This window comes from Bacillus sp. Bwzl_19 (assembly GCF_054900515.1).
Genome location: NZ_CM142729.1, coordinates 199,101 through 216,214, shown reverse-complemented (window position 1 = coordinate 216,214; position 17,114 = coordinate 199,101). Strand labels below are relative to the sequence as shown.

At 39.7% G+C, this 17,114-nt stretch carries 15 protein-coding genes and 1 pseudogene; 4 read left to right on the top strand and 12 right to left on the bottom strand.

Annotated features, from left to right (window positions below; all coding sequences use genetic code 11):
- The 4 genes from ACW5MY_RS01215 to ACW5MY_RS01200 form a co-directional block, all read right to left on the bottom strand.
- A complete protein-coding gene (locus tag ACW5MY_RS01215) occupies positions 1-1,113 on the bottom strand; it encodes a sensor histidine kinase (RefSeq protein WP_013350866.1) in 1,113 nt (370 codons plus the stop codon).
- A gap of 13 nt (positions 1,114-1,126) precedes the next feature.
- The gene (locus tag ACW5MY_RS01210) at positions 1,127-1,840 is read right to left on the bottom strand and encodes a YjjG family noncanonical pyrimidine nucleotidase (RefSeq protein ID WP_013350865.1); all 714 of its coding nucleotides are present in this window, start codon (positions 1,838-1,840) and stop codon (positions 1,127-1,129) included.
- Positions 1,841-1,931: 91 nt separating this feature from the next.
- Positions 1,932-3,317 carry an amino acid permease gene (locus ACW5MY_RS01205; RefSeq protein ID WP_041481586.1) on the bottom strand — a complete coding sequence of 462 codons (1,386 nt, stop codon included), beginning with the start codon at positions 3,315-3,317 and terminating at the stop codon, positions 1,932-1,934.
- Positions 3,318-3,741: 424 nt separating this feature from the next.
- Positions 3,742-4,173 carry a MarR family winged helix-turn-helix transcriptional regulator gene (locus ACW5MY_RS01200; RefSeq protein ID WP_013350863.1) on the bottom strand — a complete coding sequence of 144 codons (432 nt, stop codon included), beginning with the start codon at positions 4,171-4,173 and terminating at the stop codon, positions 3,742-3,744.
- Positions 4,174-4,369: 196 nt separating this feature from the next.
- On the opposite strand from ACW5MY_RS01200, the gene ACW5MY_RS01195 reads away from it, so the two are divergent.
- The 3 genes from ACW5MY_RS01195 to ACW5MY_RS01185 all read left to right on the top strand — a co-directional run bounded on the left by ACW5MY_RS01195 (position 4,370) and on the right by ACW5MY_RS01185 (position 6,392).
- Positions 4,370-4,774 carry a CidA/LrgA family holin-like protein gene (locus ACW5MY_RS01195; protein ID WP_014469649.1) on the top strand — a complete coding sequence of 135 codons (405 nt, stop codon included), beginning with the start codon at positions 4,370-4,372 and terminating at the stop codon, positions 4,772-4,774.
- Positions 4,744-5,436 carry an LrgB family protein gene (locus ACW5MY_RS01190; RefSeq protein WP_013350861.1) on the top strand — a complete coding sequence of 231 codons (693 nt, stop codon included), beginning with the start codon at positions 4,744-4,746 and terminating at the stop codon, positions 5,434-5,436. Before ACW5MY_RS01195 ends, ACW5MY_RS01190 begins: the two co-directional genes overlap by 31 nt.
- 110 nt (positions 5,437-5,546) lie before the next feature.
- Positions 5,547-6,392 (top strand): aldo/keto reductase, encoded by an 846-nt coding sequence (locus ACW5MY_RS01185; protein ID WP_013350860.1) that lies wholly within the window; start codon positions 5,547-5,549, stop codon positions 6,390-6,392.
- Positions 6,393-6,442: 50 nt separating this feature from the next.
- Here ACW5MY_RS01185 and ACW5MY_RS01180 read toward each other — a convergent pair whose 3' ends face one another.
- Positions 6,443-7,609: a DUF4885 family protein gene (locus ACW5MY_RS01180; protein ID WP_013350859.1), complete on the bottom strand. Its 1,167-nt coding sequence runs from the start codon at positions 7,607-7,609 to the stop codon at positions 6,443-6,445.
- Between the two features lie 134 nt (positions 7,610-7,743).
- On the opposite strand from ACW5MY_RS01180, the gene ACW5MY_RS01175 reads away from it, so the two are divergent.
- The gene (locus ACW5MY_RS01175; protein ID WP_013350858.1) at positions 7,744-8,625 is read left to right on the top strand and encodes a hypothetical protein; all 882 of its coding nucleotides are present in this window, start codon (positions 7,744-7,746) and stop codon (positions 8,623-8,625) included.
- A 76-nt stretch (positions 8,626-8,701) separates the two neighbouring features.
- Here ACW5MY_RS01175 and ACW5MY_RS01170 read toward each other — a convergent pair.
- The 7 genes and pseudogenes from ACW5MY_RS01170 to glmS form a co-directional block, all read right to left on the bottom strand.
- Positions 8,702-9,169: pseudogene (locus tag ACW5MY_RS01170) on the bottom strand (ABC-2 transporter permease); the annotation flags it as partial.
- Positions 9,170-9,268: 99 nt separating this feature from the next.
- Positions 9,269-11,356, bottom strand: a complete 2,088-nt coding sequence (locus ACW5MY_RS01165) for a hypothetical protein (protein ID WP_462061653.1) — start codon at positions 11,354-11,356, stop codon at positions 9,269-9,271.
- Between the two features lie 68 nt (positions 11,357-11,424).
- Positions 11,425-11,826, bottom strand: a complete 402-nt coding sequence (locus ACW5MY_RS01160) for a hypothetical protein (RefSeq protein ID WP_462061652.1) — start codon at positions 11,824-11,826, stop codon at positions 11,425-11,427.
- A 29-nt stretch (positions 11,827-11,855) separates the two neighbouring features.
- Positions 11,856-13,085 (bottom strand): hypothetical protein, encoded by a 1,230-nt coding sequence (locus tag ACW5MY_RS01155; protein ID WP_462061651.1) that lies wholly within the window; start codon positions 13,083-13,085, stop codon positions 11,856-11,858.
- Positions 13,063-13,743, bottom strand: a complete 681-nt coding sequence (locus ACW5MY_RS01150; protein WP_462061650.1) for a hypothetical protein — start codon at positions 13,741-13,743, stop codon at positions 13,063-13,065. The genes ACW5MY_RS01155 and ACW5MY_RS01150 overlap by 23 nt, the downstream gene beginning before the upstream one ends.
- A 509-nt stretch (positions 13,744-14,252) precedes the next feature.
- A complete protein-coding gene (locus ACW5MY_RS01145; protein ID WP_232469713.1) occupies positions 14,253-14,909 on the bottom strand; it encodes a hypothetical protein in 657 nt (218 codons plus the stop codon).
- Between the two features lie 317 nt (positions 14,910-15,226).
- Complete coding sequence (glmS, locus tag ACW5MY_RS01140) at positions 15,227-17,029, bottom strand: glutamine--fructose-6-phosphate transaminase (isomerizing) (protein WP_013350854.1); 1,803 nt, start codon at positions 17,027-17,029, stop codon at positions 15,227-15,229.
- Between the last annotated feature and the right edge of the window lie 85 nt (positions 17,030-17,114).

Genomic DNA, 17,114 nt, shown 5'->3' with positions numbered 1-17,114 from the left:
TCATTCCTCCTTGCACGGAATCCTTATTTTCACGTCAAAACCCGTTTCATTTCCGGAAGAGAAAACGGCTTCTCCGCCAAGTGCGGCCGCTCTTTTTTCAATTCCTTTCAGACCGTTTGATTTTATGATCGTTCCGCAGGCTGAGCCGTTATTATGAATATGTGCCGCTATCATGTTCCGGTCTTTTTGAATCCGGACGGAAACATATGAAGCATGTCCGTGCTTCATCGCATTCGTAATCGTTTCCTGAACGGATTGATAAAGACAGTGCTTCACATCCGGCTGTGCCGCCTCTATGGCTGCATCCATCTCAAGCTCGAAGCGTATGCTTCCCGCCTCTTGAAAATGGCTGAAAATGTCACGGAGCGCTTGTTCAAATTCCCGCCCCGACAAAGAGCCCTGCAGCAGCGTAACCGCCTGGCGTAGCTTCAAAATGGACTCTTTCGTAAGATCATGCGCCTTATGAATGAGTTGATGCCCGGCTGTCTTCCCGGCAAATTCCAAATTCATTTTCAGAGCAGCCAGATAATGACCGAGCGAATCATGCAGCTCCTGCGCAATTCTTGTTCTTTCTTTCGTAACGGCCAGTTCCTCAATGCGGTCCGAATATTCCTTCAATGTGGCGTTAGCCGTCTTCAGCTCTCGGTTCAGCAATTCAACCTTCGACTTCTCCTGCAGATTTTTCCGATATAAATAAATCACCGCAAACATGATGAAGTATGGCAGCACAATATCACTGACACCCGCTCCGGCGGCATATAAAGCTCCGCCAAATGCGGCGGCGTTCACCGTTACCAAAACAGCTGAAATCTGATGATCAGTGATAAGGACCTCCACCAATAAAAGCACCATTATGGCCTGCGTTCCCGCACAATAGACATTGTATAGCAGAAATCCTGCCATCACGTTGCTCAGAAGAAAAGATCCGTGATATATGGCGGGCCGTCTCTTCATATATATCGGCCGCAGACAGTCATTAGCCGTCAGCAGCACCACGAGTGCAGACAAAAAAACCTTCAGATCCCCCCGGCCGGAAGGAAGCTGAAGAATCGTATGAAAGATGGACAGTAACGCAAAACCCCTGATCAGTAACTTCGTATGTGCAATCTTCATCCTAATCCTCTCCTTACAGATGAGCGGCGGCTTTTCGTTCTACTTTCAATACATCATACAGCTCATCAAGCGATTGAATCTCATACGTCGGGATGATCCCGGACTCATTTTCTTTCTTCCCGGGATTAAACCAGCATGTATCAATTCCCGCCATCTGACCGCCTTTTATGTCCGCGCTCAATGAATCGCCGATAATAAGCCCGTGTTCGGCAGAAAAACCGGGAATTCTCGCAAACACATAATCAAAGTATTCCTTCATCGGCTTTTGAAAACCCGTATCCTCAGAAACAAACACATCTTTAAAAAACGGATACAGACCGGAGTCGCCCAGCCGCTTATATTGTGATCGCGACACCCCGTTTGTCACAATGTATAAATCAAATGAAGGACTCAGCCTTTCAATCAGCTCATAAGCTCCGTCTATCATCTGGTGCCCTTCTTCTAAGTATTGGCGGTACGTCTGATTCATCAGCACGCCGTCCGCTTCGAGGCCGTATTCTTTAAACAAAAGGGCAAACCTTGTATTCACCACTTCATCGCGGGTCATTTCACCCTCTTCAAACGCCTTCCACAACCCTTGATTTAACGCTTTATAACGGGCCTCCACCTCTGCCGTCAGGTCCAGCTTTGAACCTTGAAACAATTTTTGAAGAGCATCGGTTTCTGAAGCGGTAAAATCCAGCAGCGTATTGTCTATATCAAATAATAACGTACGGTAGTGACTCATCGATGTTTCCCCCGGTTCTGCTTTTTTATCCAGTATACCACTCGCGGACAAGCCGAAAAAGACACCCCTTTAAGAGAGGTGTCTTTTTGAGTTATACAGCGTCTTCTATTTTCGATTCTTCATCAGGCATGCGCTTGCCGATGCCGAACGCATAATAGCTGACCGTCACAATCGCCAGAAAAATCACCCCGACGACCAAAGATATCCGCGTATCTTTGTTAAACCACATGCCGACCAGCACCATCAATAAGAAAGCGATCGCCAAATAGTTTGTCACTGGCGCAAAAGGCATTTTAAACGGGTGCTTATCAAGCTCAGCGCCCTTTGCTCTTCTGAAACCGAGATGGCTGATTAAAATGACGAACCACGGAATCATTCCCGGAAGCACACTCGCGCTGTAGACATAGACAAAAATTTTCGGAGGCGCGATATAGTTCAGGACGACACCGATCACAAGTCCGATTAATACTGCAAGCGTACCGAATATCGGAACACCGCTCGAAGAAACTTTCTTAAAAAATTTCGGCGCCTGACCGTTCACGCCCAATGTATAAAGCATGCGTCCCGCGCTGAAAATCCCGCTGTTACAGCCGGACATCGCAGCGGTAATCACAACAAAGTTAATCAAGCCGGCCGCTGCCGTAATTCCGACTTTCGCAAATGTCGAAACAAACGGACTGCCGAGTGAGTGAAGCTCATCCCACGGATACACGGTGACGATAACGAAAATCGCACCGATGTAGAAAATCAAAATCCGCCAGATAATGCTCTGAATCGCGCTTCGCAGCGTTTTTTGAGGGTCCTTCGCTTCCCCCGCCGTAATCCCGATCAGTTCGACCCCTTGATAAGCCGCAATGACCAGTGATAACGCAAAGAAAAATCCGGAAAACCCATTTGTAAAGAAACCGCCGTGCGACCATAAATTAGATAATCCGATCGCATGGCCGCCGTTACCGAAACCGAAGAAAATAATCCCGATTCCGGCAACAATCATCAGAATAATGGTTACGATTTTGATCATGGCAAACCAAAATTCAAACTCACCGAAAGATTTTACCGAAATCAAATTCGCCGCACCGAGAATGGCCATGGCGATAATGCCGGGAATCCATGCAGGCAGATCAGGAAACCAATATTTCATATACGAACCGACGGCGATAATTTCAGACATCCCGACGATCACCCATTGAAACCAGTTGCTCCACGCCGTCATATAGCCGGCTAACGGATGTATATACTTATGGCCGAATGTCGCAAACGACCCTGTACTCGGCTCTACATAGAGCATTTCGCCCATCGCACGCATGATAAAAAAGATAAAGATACCGGAGATCGCATAAGCAAGCAGAACGGACGGCCCGGTCCATTCAATCGTGCTGGATGACCCCATGAATAAACCGACACCGATCGTGCCGCCCAGCGCAATCATCTGGATATGACGCGCGCCTAAGCCTCTCTTTAATTCTTTGTTTGCCACTTCGCTTCCTCCTCTTAACAGCTCAGATATATGTGAAATAATGAAGCAGAAGGTGCACCTGTTTGAACCTAACTCAATCTTCATTTCCCGCAATATTAGAAATATTCTATCTTCCTATTGTTATATAATCTCTAATTTCCTTATCTCATCATAATAAATTTTCGTGGAAAATACAATTGTTTTTTTCAGGTAAACACCTTACACCCTAAACCAGAATACTCAAATTAAAGCGTTTTCATTTTAATAAATTATGAATATTAAGATAATAAAAGCTGCAATCTCCGAGAAACACTATTTCCCGGGATAAATGTTTTCCGCCCCCCATTCTATAAAATTTTTGCTAAAGCAGAATGGCGTAAAGCCTTCCCTCTTCCATTCTCCTTCATATACGCCATAATCCTGCTTAACCGGGAAAAATCATTCACTAATCGATAAATGCCTCATTCAGCCGCAGCAAAAGCCTGCCGAACATTTCTTTTTCATCGCCGGACCAATCATCAAGCATGCGTTCATATCGATCAAGTCGCATCTTTTTATCAGCTTTTAACCTCTGCCTGCCAAGCTTCGTAATCGTAAAAAGACTGACCCGCCCGTCAGAAGGATCGGATAAACGCTGGATCAGCTCCTTCGCCTCCAAGGCCGCGGCCTGGCGCGACAATGTAGAAATATCAAGCTTAAAGGATTCGGCCAATTCCTTCACACGCGCCGGTCCGAATTCATCCAGCTGCCGTAATAACAAATACGAGGCCCTTTCCAGATTTCCGATTTTGCGGTCGGAGTTATCAAGATAAACAGCCCTCCTAATAAAAGTGGTGAGCTCATATTCAATTAATTCAATCGGATCTTGTTTTGACAAACGGCTTCACTCCTTACAATTGACATCAGCAATATTAGTTGTATAATACAAACATATGCACATTTACTCAGAAAACATATAGAAATTTTTTGCATACATATATTTGTATAGTACAAATATATGCACCAAAAGTAAAGAAACTTACCGAAGCAACAAGAAAGGGGGAAGCTGCTCTTCTCCAAAGAACAGCATCGTCGTGAAAGTCATACGCATCATATTGCAAATCATTATTTTATTCGCATTTTCCTTTATCGGGGGAGCCATTCAGCAGCTCTGTCATCTGCCCATTCCCGGCAGCATTATCGGTTTGATCCTGCTCATCATATGTTTATCGGTTAAGATCATTCCCGTCAAAATGATTGAAGACGGAGCGGGATTTTTGCTGTCTTTTCTTCCGTTGTTATTCATTCCGGCCATGACGGGGGTCATCAATTATCCGTCACTGTTTTCCGCAAGCGGAGTGGCCCTGTTTTTGATCGTTGTGCTGAGCACTCTCGTCACAATGATCGCCGCAGGGTACGCCAGCCAGCTGTTAGAGCATAAAGCCAATCAGAGAAAGGAGAAAAAGAAGTGCAGCAAACATGTATCGCAATCCTTATAATTTTGTTCACGGCCGCCGCCTATCTGGCCATGGTGAAATTATATGTGCGCTTTCCTTATCCCTTTCTCATACCCGTTCTGACGACTACGATTTTCATAATCGCTGTGCTGCTTGTTTTTCATATTTCGTATAAAGAGTATATGATCGGCGGACAATGGATCAATTCACTGCTCGGCCCGGCCGTGGTGGCTTTGGCATACCCGCTTTATAAGCAGCGCCGTATGTTAATCAAGTATATGTTTCCGATTATCGGCGGCGTGCTGGCCGGTTTATTCTCCGGAATGGTCAGCGGCCTGTTATTTGCAGAACTGTTCGGCATCAGCCGGAGTTTGATTTTGTCAATCATTCCAAAATCAATCACAACTCCGGTCGCCATTCAAATCGCATCAGGAATCGGCGGGGTCCCTTCCATGACAGTCGTGTTCGTCATGATCGCAGGGTTTTCCGGCGTCATCTTAGGCCCGCTGCTTCTCAAGTGGATCCGCATCCGCAGTTCACTCGGAAAAGGAATCGCATTCGGGAGCGCTTCCCATGCGCTCGGCACCTCAAAAGCGATGGAATACGGAGAATTAACAGTCTCCATGAGTTCTGTTTCCATGACGCTCTGCGCCGTATTAGGGTCGGTCTTCGGCCCCGTCGTTGCATGGATGTTTCAAATATAAAGCTGGCGGTTTTCCGTCAGCTTTTTTCATGTGCAGGTCATCTCACTTTCTTCCATTATTATGTTTCATTTGTAAGATTAATGGTAAAGTAGAAACCAAGGAGGGATTTAATGATGACTGCAGCAATTCCGCAAAAGAAACTGCTGGATGGGACAAGCATTCCCGCGATCGGCTTCGGTACATACGCTCTTAACGGGAACAACGGCGTTCATGCCGTCAACAGCGCCATTGATATCGGCTACCGCCTGATTGACACTGCTTATAACTATGAAAATGAAGGGATGGTCGGTGAAGCCATCCGCAGAAGCTCAGTTCCGAGAGAACAGTTATACGTGACGTCCAAACTTCCGGGGCGCTACCATGAATATGACAAAGCGGTACAGACAATCCAAGAATCTTTATATCGCGCCGGTCTGGATTACTATGACCTGTATCTTGTCCACTGGCCGAATCCGAAACAAGACCGCTACACGGAAGCATGGCAGGCACTGATTGATGCGAAAAAATGGGGCCTGATCCGTTCCATCGGCGTCTGCAATTTCCTGCCTGAACACATTGAACGGCTCGAACGTGAAACCGGCGTAAAGCCAGGCATTAACCAAATTGAATTACATCCCGCTTTTAATCAGCAGCAGCAGCGTCAATGGCATGAGGAACAGGGCATCGTGACAGAATCATGGAGCCCGTTATCCCGCGCCGGAGAAGTATTGAACGATCAAAAACTCGGACAGATTGCGGACAAATACGGCAAAACCATTTCTCAAGTCATTTTACGCTGGCATATCCAGCTGGGCGCCATCCCGATTCCAAAATCAGCATCGCCCGAACGCCAGCTTGAAAACATCTCCGTTTTTGATTTCTCCCTTGATGAAAACGACATGAAGATCATCGATTCGCTTACCCGCCCGGACGGACGCATAAATGGCCAAGACCCGGCGGAGTATGAGGAATTTTAAGAAGACGAATAAAGAAAAGCTGACGAAATCCATTCGTCAGCTTTTTAATTTTATATACGCACGCCCAGCTGCCGTTTCCATTCAGAAAGCCAGTCCGTACCCCCTGATCCGTATTGCTTGCGTTGGCCGACGTCACGCAGAGACCCGTCTCTATAATCAATTGACAGCACCAAATCAGGAATGGCATCATACCCCGTTCTCGCCAGCTTCGTGAGCCCCTGTCCGTAATGGGCGGCTGCTTCTGCGGCCGTATGTTTCAGCAAAGGATCTTGCTGCAGCGCTTCTTTATAGACGTCTAAAAGGTCGCGGCCGTCTTCTGTGACGTACTTTCCGTTCACGATCTGCAAGTCTTTCAGATGATAGCCGGTCACCTCATACATTTCCCGAACAACTTGATATTTCTCATACGCTTCTGCCGTAAACTGCGAGGAATCATCACTCCGGCTCCGAATGATGTGCGCAAACAGCTCTTTGCTGTTTTCCCCAGAGTTTAAGACGGCTTCAATCTGCTTAGTGAGCTCTTCATCGTCCGTTCCGCTCACTTTTAACAGATAATCAATCGGTGATATCGTAAATGTAAGGTTCGCGCCCTCCGGAATCTGAATATGATTCCGATGGAAAAGCATCTCAATCTGCTGATTGACCTGCCCGCGCTGAAACACCTTTTCATTTTCTCCCTCAATCTCTCCGCTGAGCGTTTCACCCCGAAACGCCGCATCACGAAAATCATAGCTTTGGGCTTTCCCCTTAAACAGCCATTCCGTTTCATTATGATAAGCGGCCTGACGCTCTGATTCCGATAAATCACTCCTGAAATAAGGAGAATTGGCACGCTGATATTTGTCCTTAATATAACCTAAAGGATCAGGCTTTCGTTTATTGATTTCGTTGATACGGCTGTACTTCTCATTAAGAATCTTACTCGCAATATCACTCTCAGACTCATACGGATTATTGGCTTGAATCACCGTCTCATTCCCATTATCCGTCATCGTTTTCTGATTTGCGGATTGATATAAACGGGACAGGCTGCTCCCTTTCTCAGTGACACCGCTCGTTGAATAATTCACCTGGCTCAGATCGCGGCTCCCGCCTGCCTGAATCAATAAGCTGTCCGTTCCTTTTGCCGCATCTTTCACATTTGTTTTGGAAGAATACCGCTGAAGCACTTGCTGAGCCATTACTTGATTTTTTATATATCGAGCGTTTAGGCGCATGTTTTTAACCTCCGCTTGAGATGATGTTCTAGTGTTTTTATCGGCTGTCTTCCAGTATATTTTAACCTTAAATAACAAATGTTTACATAGCTAATGTTTTTATGTATGATGTAGTCAAAAAGGGGGATTTTTCCATGAAGAAGTGTATATTGATTCTATTTGTCAGTGTCATCGTTTTATCAGGCGCATTGTTTGCATCTTCACCTTCAGCCTCTGCGTCTCAAAAGAACTCGTTACAAATAAGCGCCATTACAGGAAATCATTCATTTGAAACTGCCAATCCAGCAGGCTACTGGAAATATAAAAATATTGATACTGCCATATTGCCAAAAGGGGAAAAAGATTCGTATTTCACTTTCACGGCAAATAAGGGAGAAAGACTTTATGTCAGGAGTTCAACAAGAAGTGAATACAAGGGAATGGACATTGAAATTTATAATAAAAATAAAGTACTGATCAGTAAAGGCACAGAAGTGATAAATCCTGATACGGCACTGCCTTTTATCTATGCGAATACAGATGCGAAAGAAAATAACGAGACGTTCTACGTGAAAGTGTCCCGCGGCTCCTACACTGACGATATGTACTTTACACTCTCCATTTACGACCGAATCAAATCCGGCAGTGAGACTTTCTCATTCAGCGGCACAGCTGAAAATAAAGGAAATACAAACCTCAGTCCGAATGGATCAGATTCAACTGTTCTTAGACTCGACTTAACCAAACAGACAAGCATTCCAAGAGACGCCACAGTGAAAAGAATCAACACCACCGCAACCCAAACACCAAGCCAAGGAAATACAAGCCACTACATGATGTCGGAAGAAAATAAAGTGTGGCACCGCGCACTCGCAAACAGCTCCACACAAGGAAATTACGGTATTACACTGGATGATAACCTCTCAGTCTCAAGCATCTGGAATTTTAAATACAACACCCTTGCAACAGCAAAATCAACTATGAAAAATGTAAAATTGAAGATTGATTATGAGTACGATGTGACAACGCAGTTTTAATTAGAAGAACAGCCGCCCATTGTGCGGGCGGCTTTCTGCTTGGAATTTAAGTAAATTTATGAGCCCGTGCCATGCCTTATCCTGTTGTAAATTCTTTTTTACGATAGATAGCTGCGGCAATGAAAAAAGAAATGATATATAATATAACGCCGATAATGATATATATAATAGGGACATATAAAGAAGGATTTATGTGCAAAAATGACAGTGGTAATTTTTCTGTTACATAACCAACGACACTTTGCAATCCAAAGGTAGTAAAAAGCCCTCCCATTGCACCTCCAATCACAATCGCATCAGACTTTTCCGGGCCCATAATGTAGAGAAGAGGATAAACGATTGCACCGGCAAAGAGAACGATGAACGTTCCGAAAGAGACAATATTCAAAATGCCGTCAACAGGTTCCTCAGCACTCAGGCTGTATACAAAGAAAATACCATAAGATATTACAGCCCCGATCACAACAACCAAAAGATAAAAGAAATAGTGACTTTGAACAATATTTGTTCTGCTGACCGGTAAAGTCAGGACATATTTGTCATGCGCCTTGACATTCTTTACATTTCACCATTAAATACACTCCTACTATTTTATATTTATTTTTAAAGATAATAATCTTAAGTTAGCATTCAACTATTTTTACTACACAATAGATTCCCTTAGCATATAACTAACTGTAGAACCTCTATTGACCAAAAAATTCAAAACAACTATCACTTTATTACGTAATGCGGGTTTTTTCTTGAAACTCAATCTATTTTCTAAAATATATCGTTGCATATACTCTTCTATATAATATTCCGTATTCACTTCTAACTTTTTTTGTTCAAGATGCGGATTATTGTTAATTATTTCATATAACCAATCAATCCCTTGTGAAAGATAATTATTATATCCAACAGTATTTAAAACTCTTCCAATCGCATACAAAACACCTGGCTTATAACCTAATTCATAACTTATATATCTAAAAAATAAATGGTCATCCTTCTTTAATGAATGCCAAGATTTTATCTTATCGTTCCACCAGTGGAATGCAAATAAATAAGTTATAACTATTTGATGAATATCATCATGATATTCTCTTGAAGAAACGGTTCTATCCCTTTCTTCTGTTTTTTTACATAAAGATATTATAATAGGTTGAATATTATTCCATATATTCCAAAACTCATCATACTTATCCATTTCATCTTGTTTAAGAATAATATCTCTTAAAAGCCATTCAAAGCTTTCACAACTATTTATAAATGGTTCAAAAGCTCTTATTAATTTCTTTTGTTCCTCTAATGATATACACATCAAATATTTTGCCAACCATTTAATATACTCCATTTCGGTTTCTATATTTGCTACAACATCTTCTCTTCTTTTATGTCGTTTTTCAAATAAGATTTCCCAAATATTTTTTCCGATTTCTATTGATTTCATTACAGTAATCTCATTAGTTGGTGCCAAAAGCATATTTAAATTAAGTAACGAATTATAACTTAAATGTGAAAAATCATTAGGAATAGCATAGACATTTTTTATAATATTATTTATTACATGTTGATTTTTATTGATAAATTCAATCGATGAAATTCCATTATATATTCTAACCTCTGAATCATATAGAGGTTTTAATTCAACATAACCACAGAAAATACCTGATGCTATTTTAAAATTTGTTTCCCACATTTTGGTTGAAAAAGTTTGAATTACTAGTTTATTAGAATCTAGTATTAATATTAAAAGTAATTCAATAGATTTCTTTAGAGATATGTCACTCATATCTTCATTAGAAATTATTAGTGGCAAAATATAAATTGCCGCTTCAAAACCACTTCCTGTTTGAATAACATTCCCACTTTCAATGTTCAATTCAATAAAATTTAAAATACTATCTTTACAGTAGTGACAGTCATCTTCTGAAATTAATTCTTTATAGTCCCTTATTAATATAGCGAAAACATATATCGGAGCATACTTCTGAAGATAAAAATATTCATTATTTTCACTCTCCCAAATTTCTCTAGCTTCCCCTAAGGCTTTTAAAGGATTATTTTCATAGTCTATATACTTTTCACTATCCCTTTTATGCTCAAAACGTGCAATTGACCACATATACAAATCATTTCTATTAAATATTTTTCTGTTTTTCTCTTCCGTTTTATTATGAATTTCAACTAGAGAAGCAGGTAGTTCTGTCACCAAAGAGGCATATGTGTGTCCATCCTTTTCGAAAAAATTATCAGTATCAAGCTTTAATTTTCTGATATCCATTCTATAGTATACGAATTGATATTCTTCCTCAAATTGCTCTATTTTCTCAAACACTTTATCGAGTTGACTATATAAAATTTTATTTCTATTCTCTAAAACTTCAATAGGTAGTTTTTCTAAATTTAATTGATACTCAAGAATTACATCTTCTAGCCTTTTCTTTCTAAAAGCTTGATTATTGGTCCTTATTCTCTCGTCTTCATACAATTTGTTAGCCGGAACTACACCCTTCAAAAAATTTGAACCAAATTCTTTAACAGCTCGGATGTTATCTAATATAAAAACCTCTTTGGAAGAAATTAATATGCATGCGATGTTAAATAACTTTTGAGGGTATGCCTCCACTAAACTTACTACTACTGATGTTAGAGCTGCCGATTGAGAACTTAATAGTTTTATACAAATCTTTTCTATAACACCTGGTATTTCTTCCAAAACAAGTAATAACCATCTTTCTAACGCCATCAGGATACTTTCAAGTAAATTAGGAGCTGGATATGTACCTCTGTGCATCAGCCATAAACGTTCGCTCGCTACTCAATTTCACGTGGACTATAAAACATACTGTCTTTAAAAAACCAATATTTATTTGCTAAATCAAATACTAATTTAGGATTCGAGTCAACTAAATTTCCACAATTGTATACATTAGTTAATCCCTGCACACACAAATCATAATATTTATGCAGATGATTAAAATCTGTATCTGTTGTTACCTCTTCTACAATGATAGATAACTCACTGTCAATTTCCCAGGCACTTGATAATATTACATTATTTATTTTCTCGATTTTTTTATCATTTAACTTATAGATTAATGATTTATCAGCTTTTACTTTATTGTATAAATATAATGCAATTAAACCTGCATGTTTGGTTTCAATGCCTTTTACATTATGTGAAGTCCAACTATATAAACATTCAATAACTAACATTATATTTTGAGGTTTCCATTCTATTGCTGTTAGATTTTCATAGATGAAATTAAAAATATAACCCCATCCTGCTCCAGTGTTGGCTTTGTGGATCTATAAAGATTTGCAGATTTTTGTTCTTCAGAAGTTAAAATTTTATTCCAAAAGTCATTATTTATAATTCTACACGTAGTATTTAATAAGAATATTGCCCTGAATAATAATTTGTATTCATCTCTAGTTAACATGGATTTTATAAAGTTTATTGAAATTTGATTATCTTCAATGCTCATTAAAGTTATCAAAATCTCATCTTGCCAAATTGAAGAAATTTTACTTGTATAAAATACTTCTATAATAAAATCTTTAATACCTTCAGTTTTTTGTACCAACTTATCTTTAAGCCATAAACGAAGATTTTTTCTCACAACTAAACTGTCACCAATCTCTTCAAAAAAGCTTTTACAGTCTTCTTTCTTAATATATAAATTTTCAAATATATGTTTTAATACAATTTCTTCGTAGATATCATGACTCAAGGAATATCCTCTCATAACTTCATCATAGAATATTATTTCATCTTCCCTGAGTGCCGCAATTGCTTCTGAATCATCATATAGTTGATATTCATAGTAATATACACCCTTATTCGCACAAGATAGGACAATATTACAAATAGTCTTTTCTCTACGAATATCTAACTCTCTATAATGATTAGTATTTTTAATTTTATACGTCCATATACTTTCTATAAATTGTTCAATTGTTAAAATATCGCTATCGCTTTCACAAGCTATCTCAATATATAAATTCAGATGAAACAAATTACAAATTAGATTAATATAGGATTCTTCTTTCGGAAGAGGAAAATCTGAATCCTTTAATAAATATTGTAATTCTTGTTTTGACAAAGTCTCTATCTTTAATTCTTGATATCTTACCCCATTTAAAAAAGTATTAATAAAATTATCCTTGTGTACTGTCCTTACTGTAAAAATAATTTTCCATCCATACTTAATCGATAAGTTCACAAACTCATTAAATATATCTCGGTTATTCATCACTAATACTTTTTCCGTGGAATCAATCAAACAAACCTTATTTTCATCGTCTTGGAAAAGCTTTAAATAATCTTCAAAAGTATACTCTCCAAATCTCCTTGAGAACTCTGCAAAAGTAGTAACATCAAAATCTGTCGCTTTAAAAGCGATATTAGCTCTATTTTCATTTTCTAATAAATCTTTTGCAAAGCCCGACTTACCTGATCCCCCCCTCACCATAAATAATTAAACATGGAATTTCTGACTCATAAAAAGAGTGGATATCAAAATCATTATTTTTATTTATTTTAATGATTTGGTCTCTATATCTTATAGTTGACTTTATATTCTCTAATTTACTTTGACTATGAAGTTTAACTTGAGCTAAGTACCCTTTAATTCCTGAATCTGGATTAAAAAAATAATCTCTAATAAGTTCCAATTCGGGTCTCATTAACATTATCTCGAAATTACTTTTGACTCTCCATTCCACAAGAATATCTCTCTCAAGTCCATATTCTTCAATTTCTGTTTGATATTCAGGCTTTACAGTATCTTTCTTACTACTTGCACTCAATTCTTTATTCGTATAAATTATAAATCTATCAATTTCAGGGTATTTAGTTTTTGCGCCCTTAATAGCATTTTTTAATTCTGTTTTTTTATCAGCAATACTAGTGCCTGCATCGTAATATTTCGCCTGAAATCCAATACATCCTTCTTCAGTTGTTACAGGTAAAGTTTCCACATATGGCTGATTAAAGTATCTAAATATTCCTGTTTCGATTTTAAACTCATGACAAAAAAGTATATAAGCTAAATATTCAAATACATCTCTAGTCTTCTCAGTAAATTTATATTGAAACACATCCCAATTAATTGCTATATCTTTATACATAACATTACCTCTTAGTAAATTTTTCTGATTATTACTTTAGTTCTATGACTATCAATTAATCCACTTAAAATTTGAGGATAACAATAGCTTTTATTCTGCTGGTTATTAATGAAACATATTAAAGTTGAAAAATGCTCTGTCTTCACGTTCTACTTCAATCATGCTGACTTCTTATTTGGAAATAGCTTGAACTCAGCAATCACATACTTCCTTTCAGTAACACCATCACTCAAATAAACAAACCAGAAAACTCCTTCAAACTCTCATCTGCAATAACGATTGTTTCTTCAACAGATAGCAGTGGATATTGTTCACGTATATCAATTACCAAATCGTAATATTCTAACAAATAGAAGTACGTGTAACGTGACCCAATGAAGGTACATCTTGAATTGTCACCCACGGCTTATAATTAGCCCCTAACCTTATCCGAAACCTTCTTTATATTTCTTACCAATAGAGGGCGAACGTTTTCGCTTGGACATTCTATCTTTAGCTTCTTCCTAAATTTAAATAAGTATTAAATCACTTATAGCTATTCTAGAAAAATTACGTGTCTGTATACTAGGTATTTTCAAATTGAATTGTTGAATTGCATTCTTTTCAAAATACTCATCACAGTAATAATTATGATATTGAGCTACCCACTCGTATTTAGAATAAAGTTTTTTATCGCTTTTGAAGTGGTTCAATTTAGTTAAAATAATATCTTTGTGACTTTGAATTTTTTGAATATATTCCATGATATCTTCAGTCGTGTTATATATTTCATGTAGTCCATACAAATAATTAACAAAAACTTTATCATCTTCATCTATTAATAAATGTGAATTCTGTGGAGCATATGATGCAGAACCATAATAGCCCAGGTGTTGCGATACCATTTTAATCATTTCATCACTTAAAATAATTCTAGGATAAATTGCCTTACTACTTTCTAAATCATGTGCTTCAATTAACGCTGGTCCATAAGCAAAATCATCATCACCATAGTAATCTCCTAAATCAATACCGCCACGTAAGAAATACCCATTTAATGTCATCTCTAATTGGTAATCAATAAATGACATAAACAAATTACCTGATTGCCCTTCACCATCTTCAAATCTTGGATATGCTAGTATGACATTGTCAGTAAATGTTTTAAAATGACCATATGGGTTCATCTCTCTCATTAACGCATATTGTTTTGTAAGAATTTTATGAAGATCTTTAAGTAAGTGATTTCCAGACTGTAGGTTAGGTGTGTTTATAATTAAACTTGAAAACCTAAAATATCAGTAAAACAAACTATCGATTCTAATAGACTCGGATTATTGGGATTATATTTGGGTAACATTTTCACTCCGCCTTTTATCTGAATAATAAAAAATAACCTCTTACGGATATCATACCGAAGAGGTTATTTTCAATCAAACTTTATTATAAATGATCAATCTTTTTTATAAAACTACAAATATAATAACCAAAGGGGTTAAATATATTACTCCACAGTCACACTCTTCGCAAGGTTGCGCGGTTTATCAACGTCACAGCCGCGGTGCAGTGCAGCGTAGTAAGCAATCAGCTGCAACGGTACAACAGATACCAGCGGAGCAAGCGCAGGGTTGACTTCCGGCAGGACGAATCTGTCGTCTGCGTCTTCTAAACCTTTTAGCGAGATGATGCAAGTGTTGGCGCCGCGGGCTGCGACTTCCTTCACGTTTCCGCGGATGCTCAGGTTGACGTGTTCTTGTGTCGCCAGCGCAAAGACTGGTGTTCCTTCTTCAATCAGAGCGATTGTTCCGTGCTTCAGCTCACCGCCGGCGAAGCCTTCCGCCTGGATGTAAGAAATCTCTTTCAGCTTCAGGGCGCCTTCGACACATACGAAGTAGTCAAGGCCGCGGCCGATGAAGAAAGCATTTCTTGAAACAGTCAGATACTCACGCGCGATCATTTCCATTTCGTCCTTCTGGTCGCAAAGGGCTTCCATGGCGTTTGCCGCGATACCCAATTCTTTGACTAAATCAAAACCGATATCAACGCCATTGCGTTCGGCTGCAACGGACGCAAGAATCGCAAGCACGGCAATCTGAGCCGTATACGCTTTTGTTGATGCAACGGCGATCTCAGGGCCTGCGTGCAGAAGCAATGTGTAATCCGCTTCACGGGACAGCGTGGAACCCGGAACGTTTGTAATTGTCAGCGCTTTGTGACCCAGCGCTTTGACTTGAACAAGCACGGCGCGGCTGTCCGCTGTTTCTCCGCTTTGAGAAAGGAAAATAAAGAGCGGTTTCTTAGACAGAAGCGGCATGTTGTAAGAGAATTCACTCGCTACATGCACTTCAACCGGGACGTTTGCCCACATTTCAATATATTGTTTCCCGACAAGACCGGCATGGTAGCTCGTTCCGCAAGCCACGATATAAATGCGGTCCGCTTCCGCCACGGCGTCAGCGACATCGCCAGCCACAGCCAGTCTGCCGTTTTCGTCCTGATACGTTTGGATGATTTTGCGCATAACAAGCGGCTGCTCATCCGTTTCTTTTAACATGTAGTGAGGGTATGTGCCTTTTTCAATATCACTGGCGTCAAGCTCAGCGATATAAGACGCACGTGTCATGACTTCACCGTCAAGGTTTTTAATCACGGCTTCGTCTTTTGTCACGATCACCATTTCTTTGTCCAAAAGCTCAACGTATTCATTCGTTACTTGAAGCATAGCCATCGCGTCAGATGCCACGACGTTAAAAGTATCTCCAAGGCCGATTAACAGAGGGCTTTTGTTTTTTGCAACGTAAATGGTGTCTGTGTTTTCGCCGTCAAATAATGCAATTGCGTAAGAGCCTTTTAACAGAGTCAGTGTTTTGCGGAACGCTTCTTCTGTACTGAGTCCTCCTGCCACAAATTGCTCAATCATTTGAACGACTACTTCAGTGTCCGTGTCGCTTTTCAGTTCAACGTTTTCAAGGTATTCACGCTTCAGCTGAACATAGTTCTCGATCACACCGTTATGAACAAGTGTAAAGCGGCCAAGTGCGCTTTGATGCGGGTGAGCGTTCAGGAAGCTTGGTTCGCCGTGAGTCGCCCAGCGTGTATGGCCGATTCCCGCTTGAGATTCAACCGTTTGATCCACCACTTCACGAAGGTCGGCGATGCGGCCTTTTTCTTTGTACACATGCACGCCCTGCTCATTCGCCACAGCGATACCGGCAGAGTCATAACCGCGGTACTCAAGCTTCTCTAATCCTTTTAACAAAATCTCTTTCGCATCAAGATGACCGATATAACCAACAATTCCACACATTTTTTCTTCCTCCTAAAGGTGTAAAAGGAGACGAAGAAAGTCAGATTACAAGGGGACTTTCAATCGTCCCCTCCCACATGTTTTT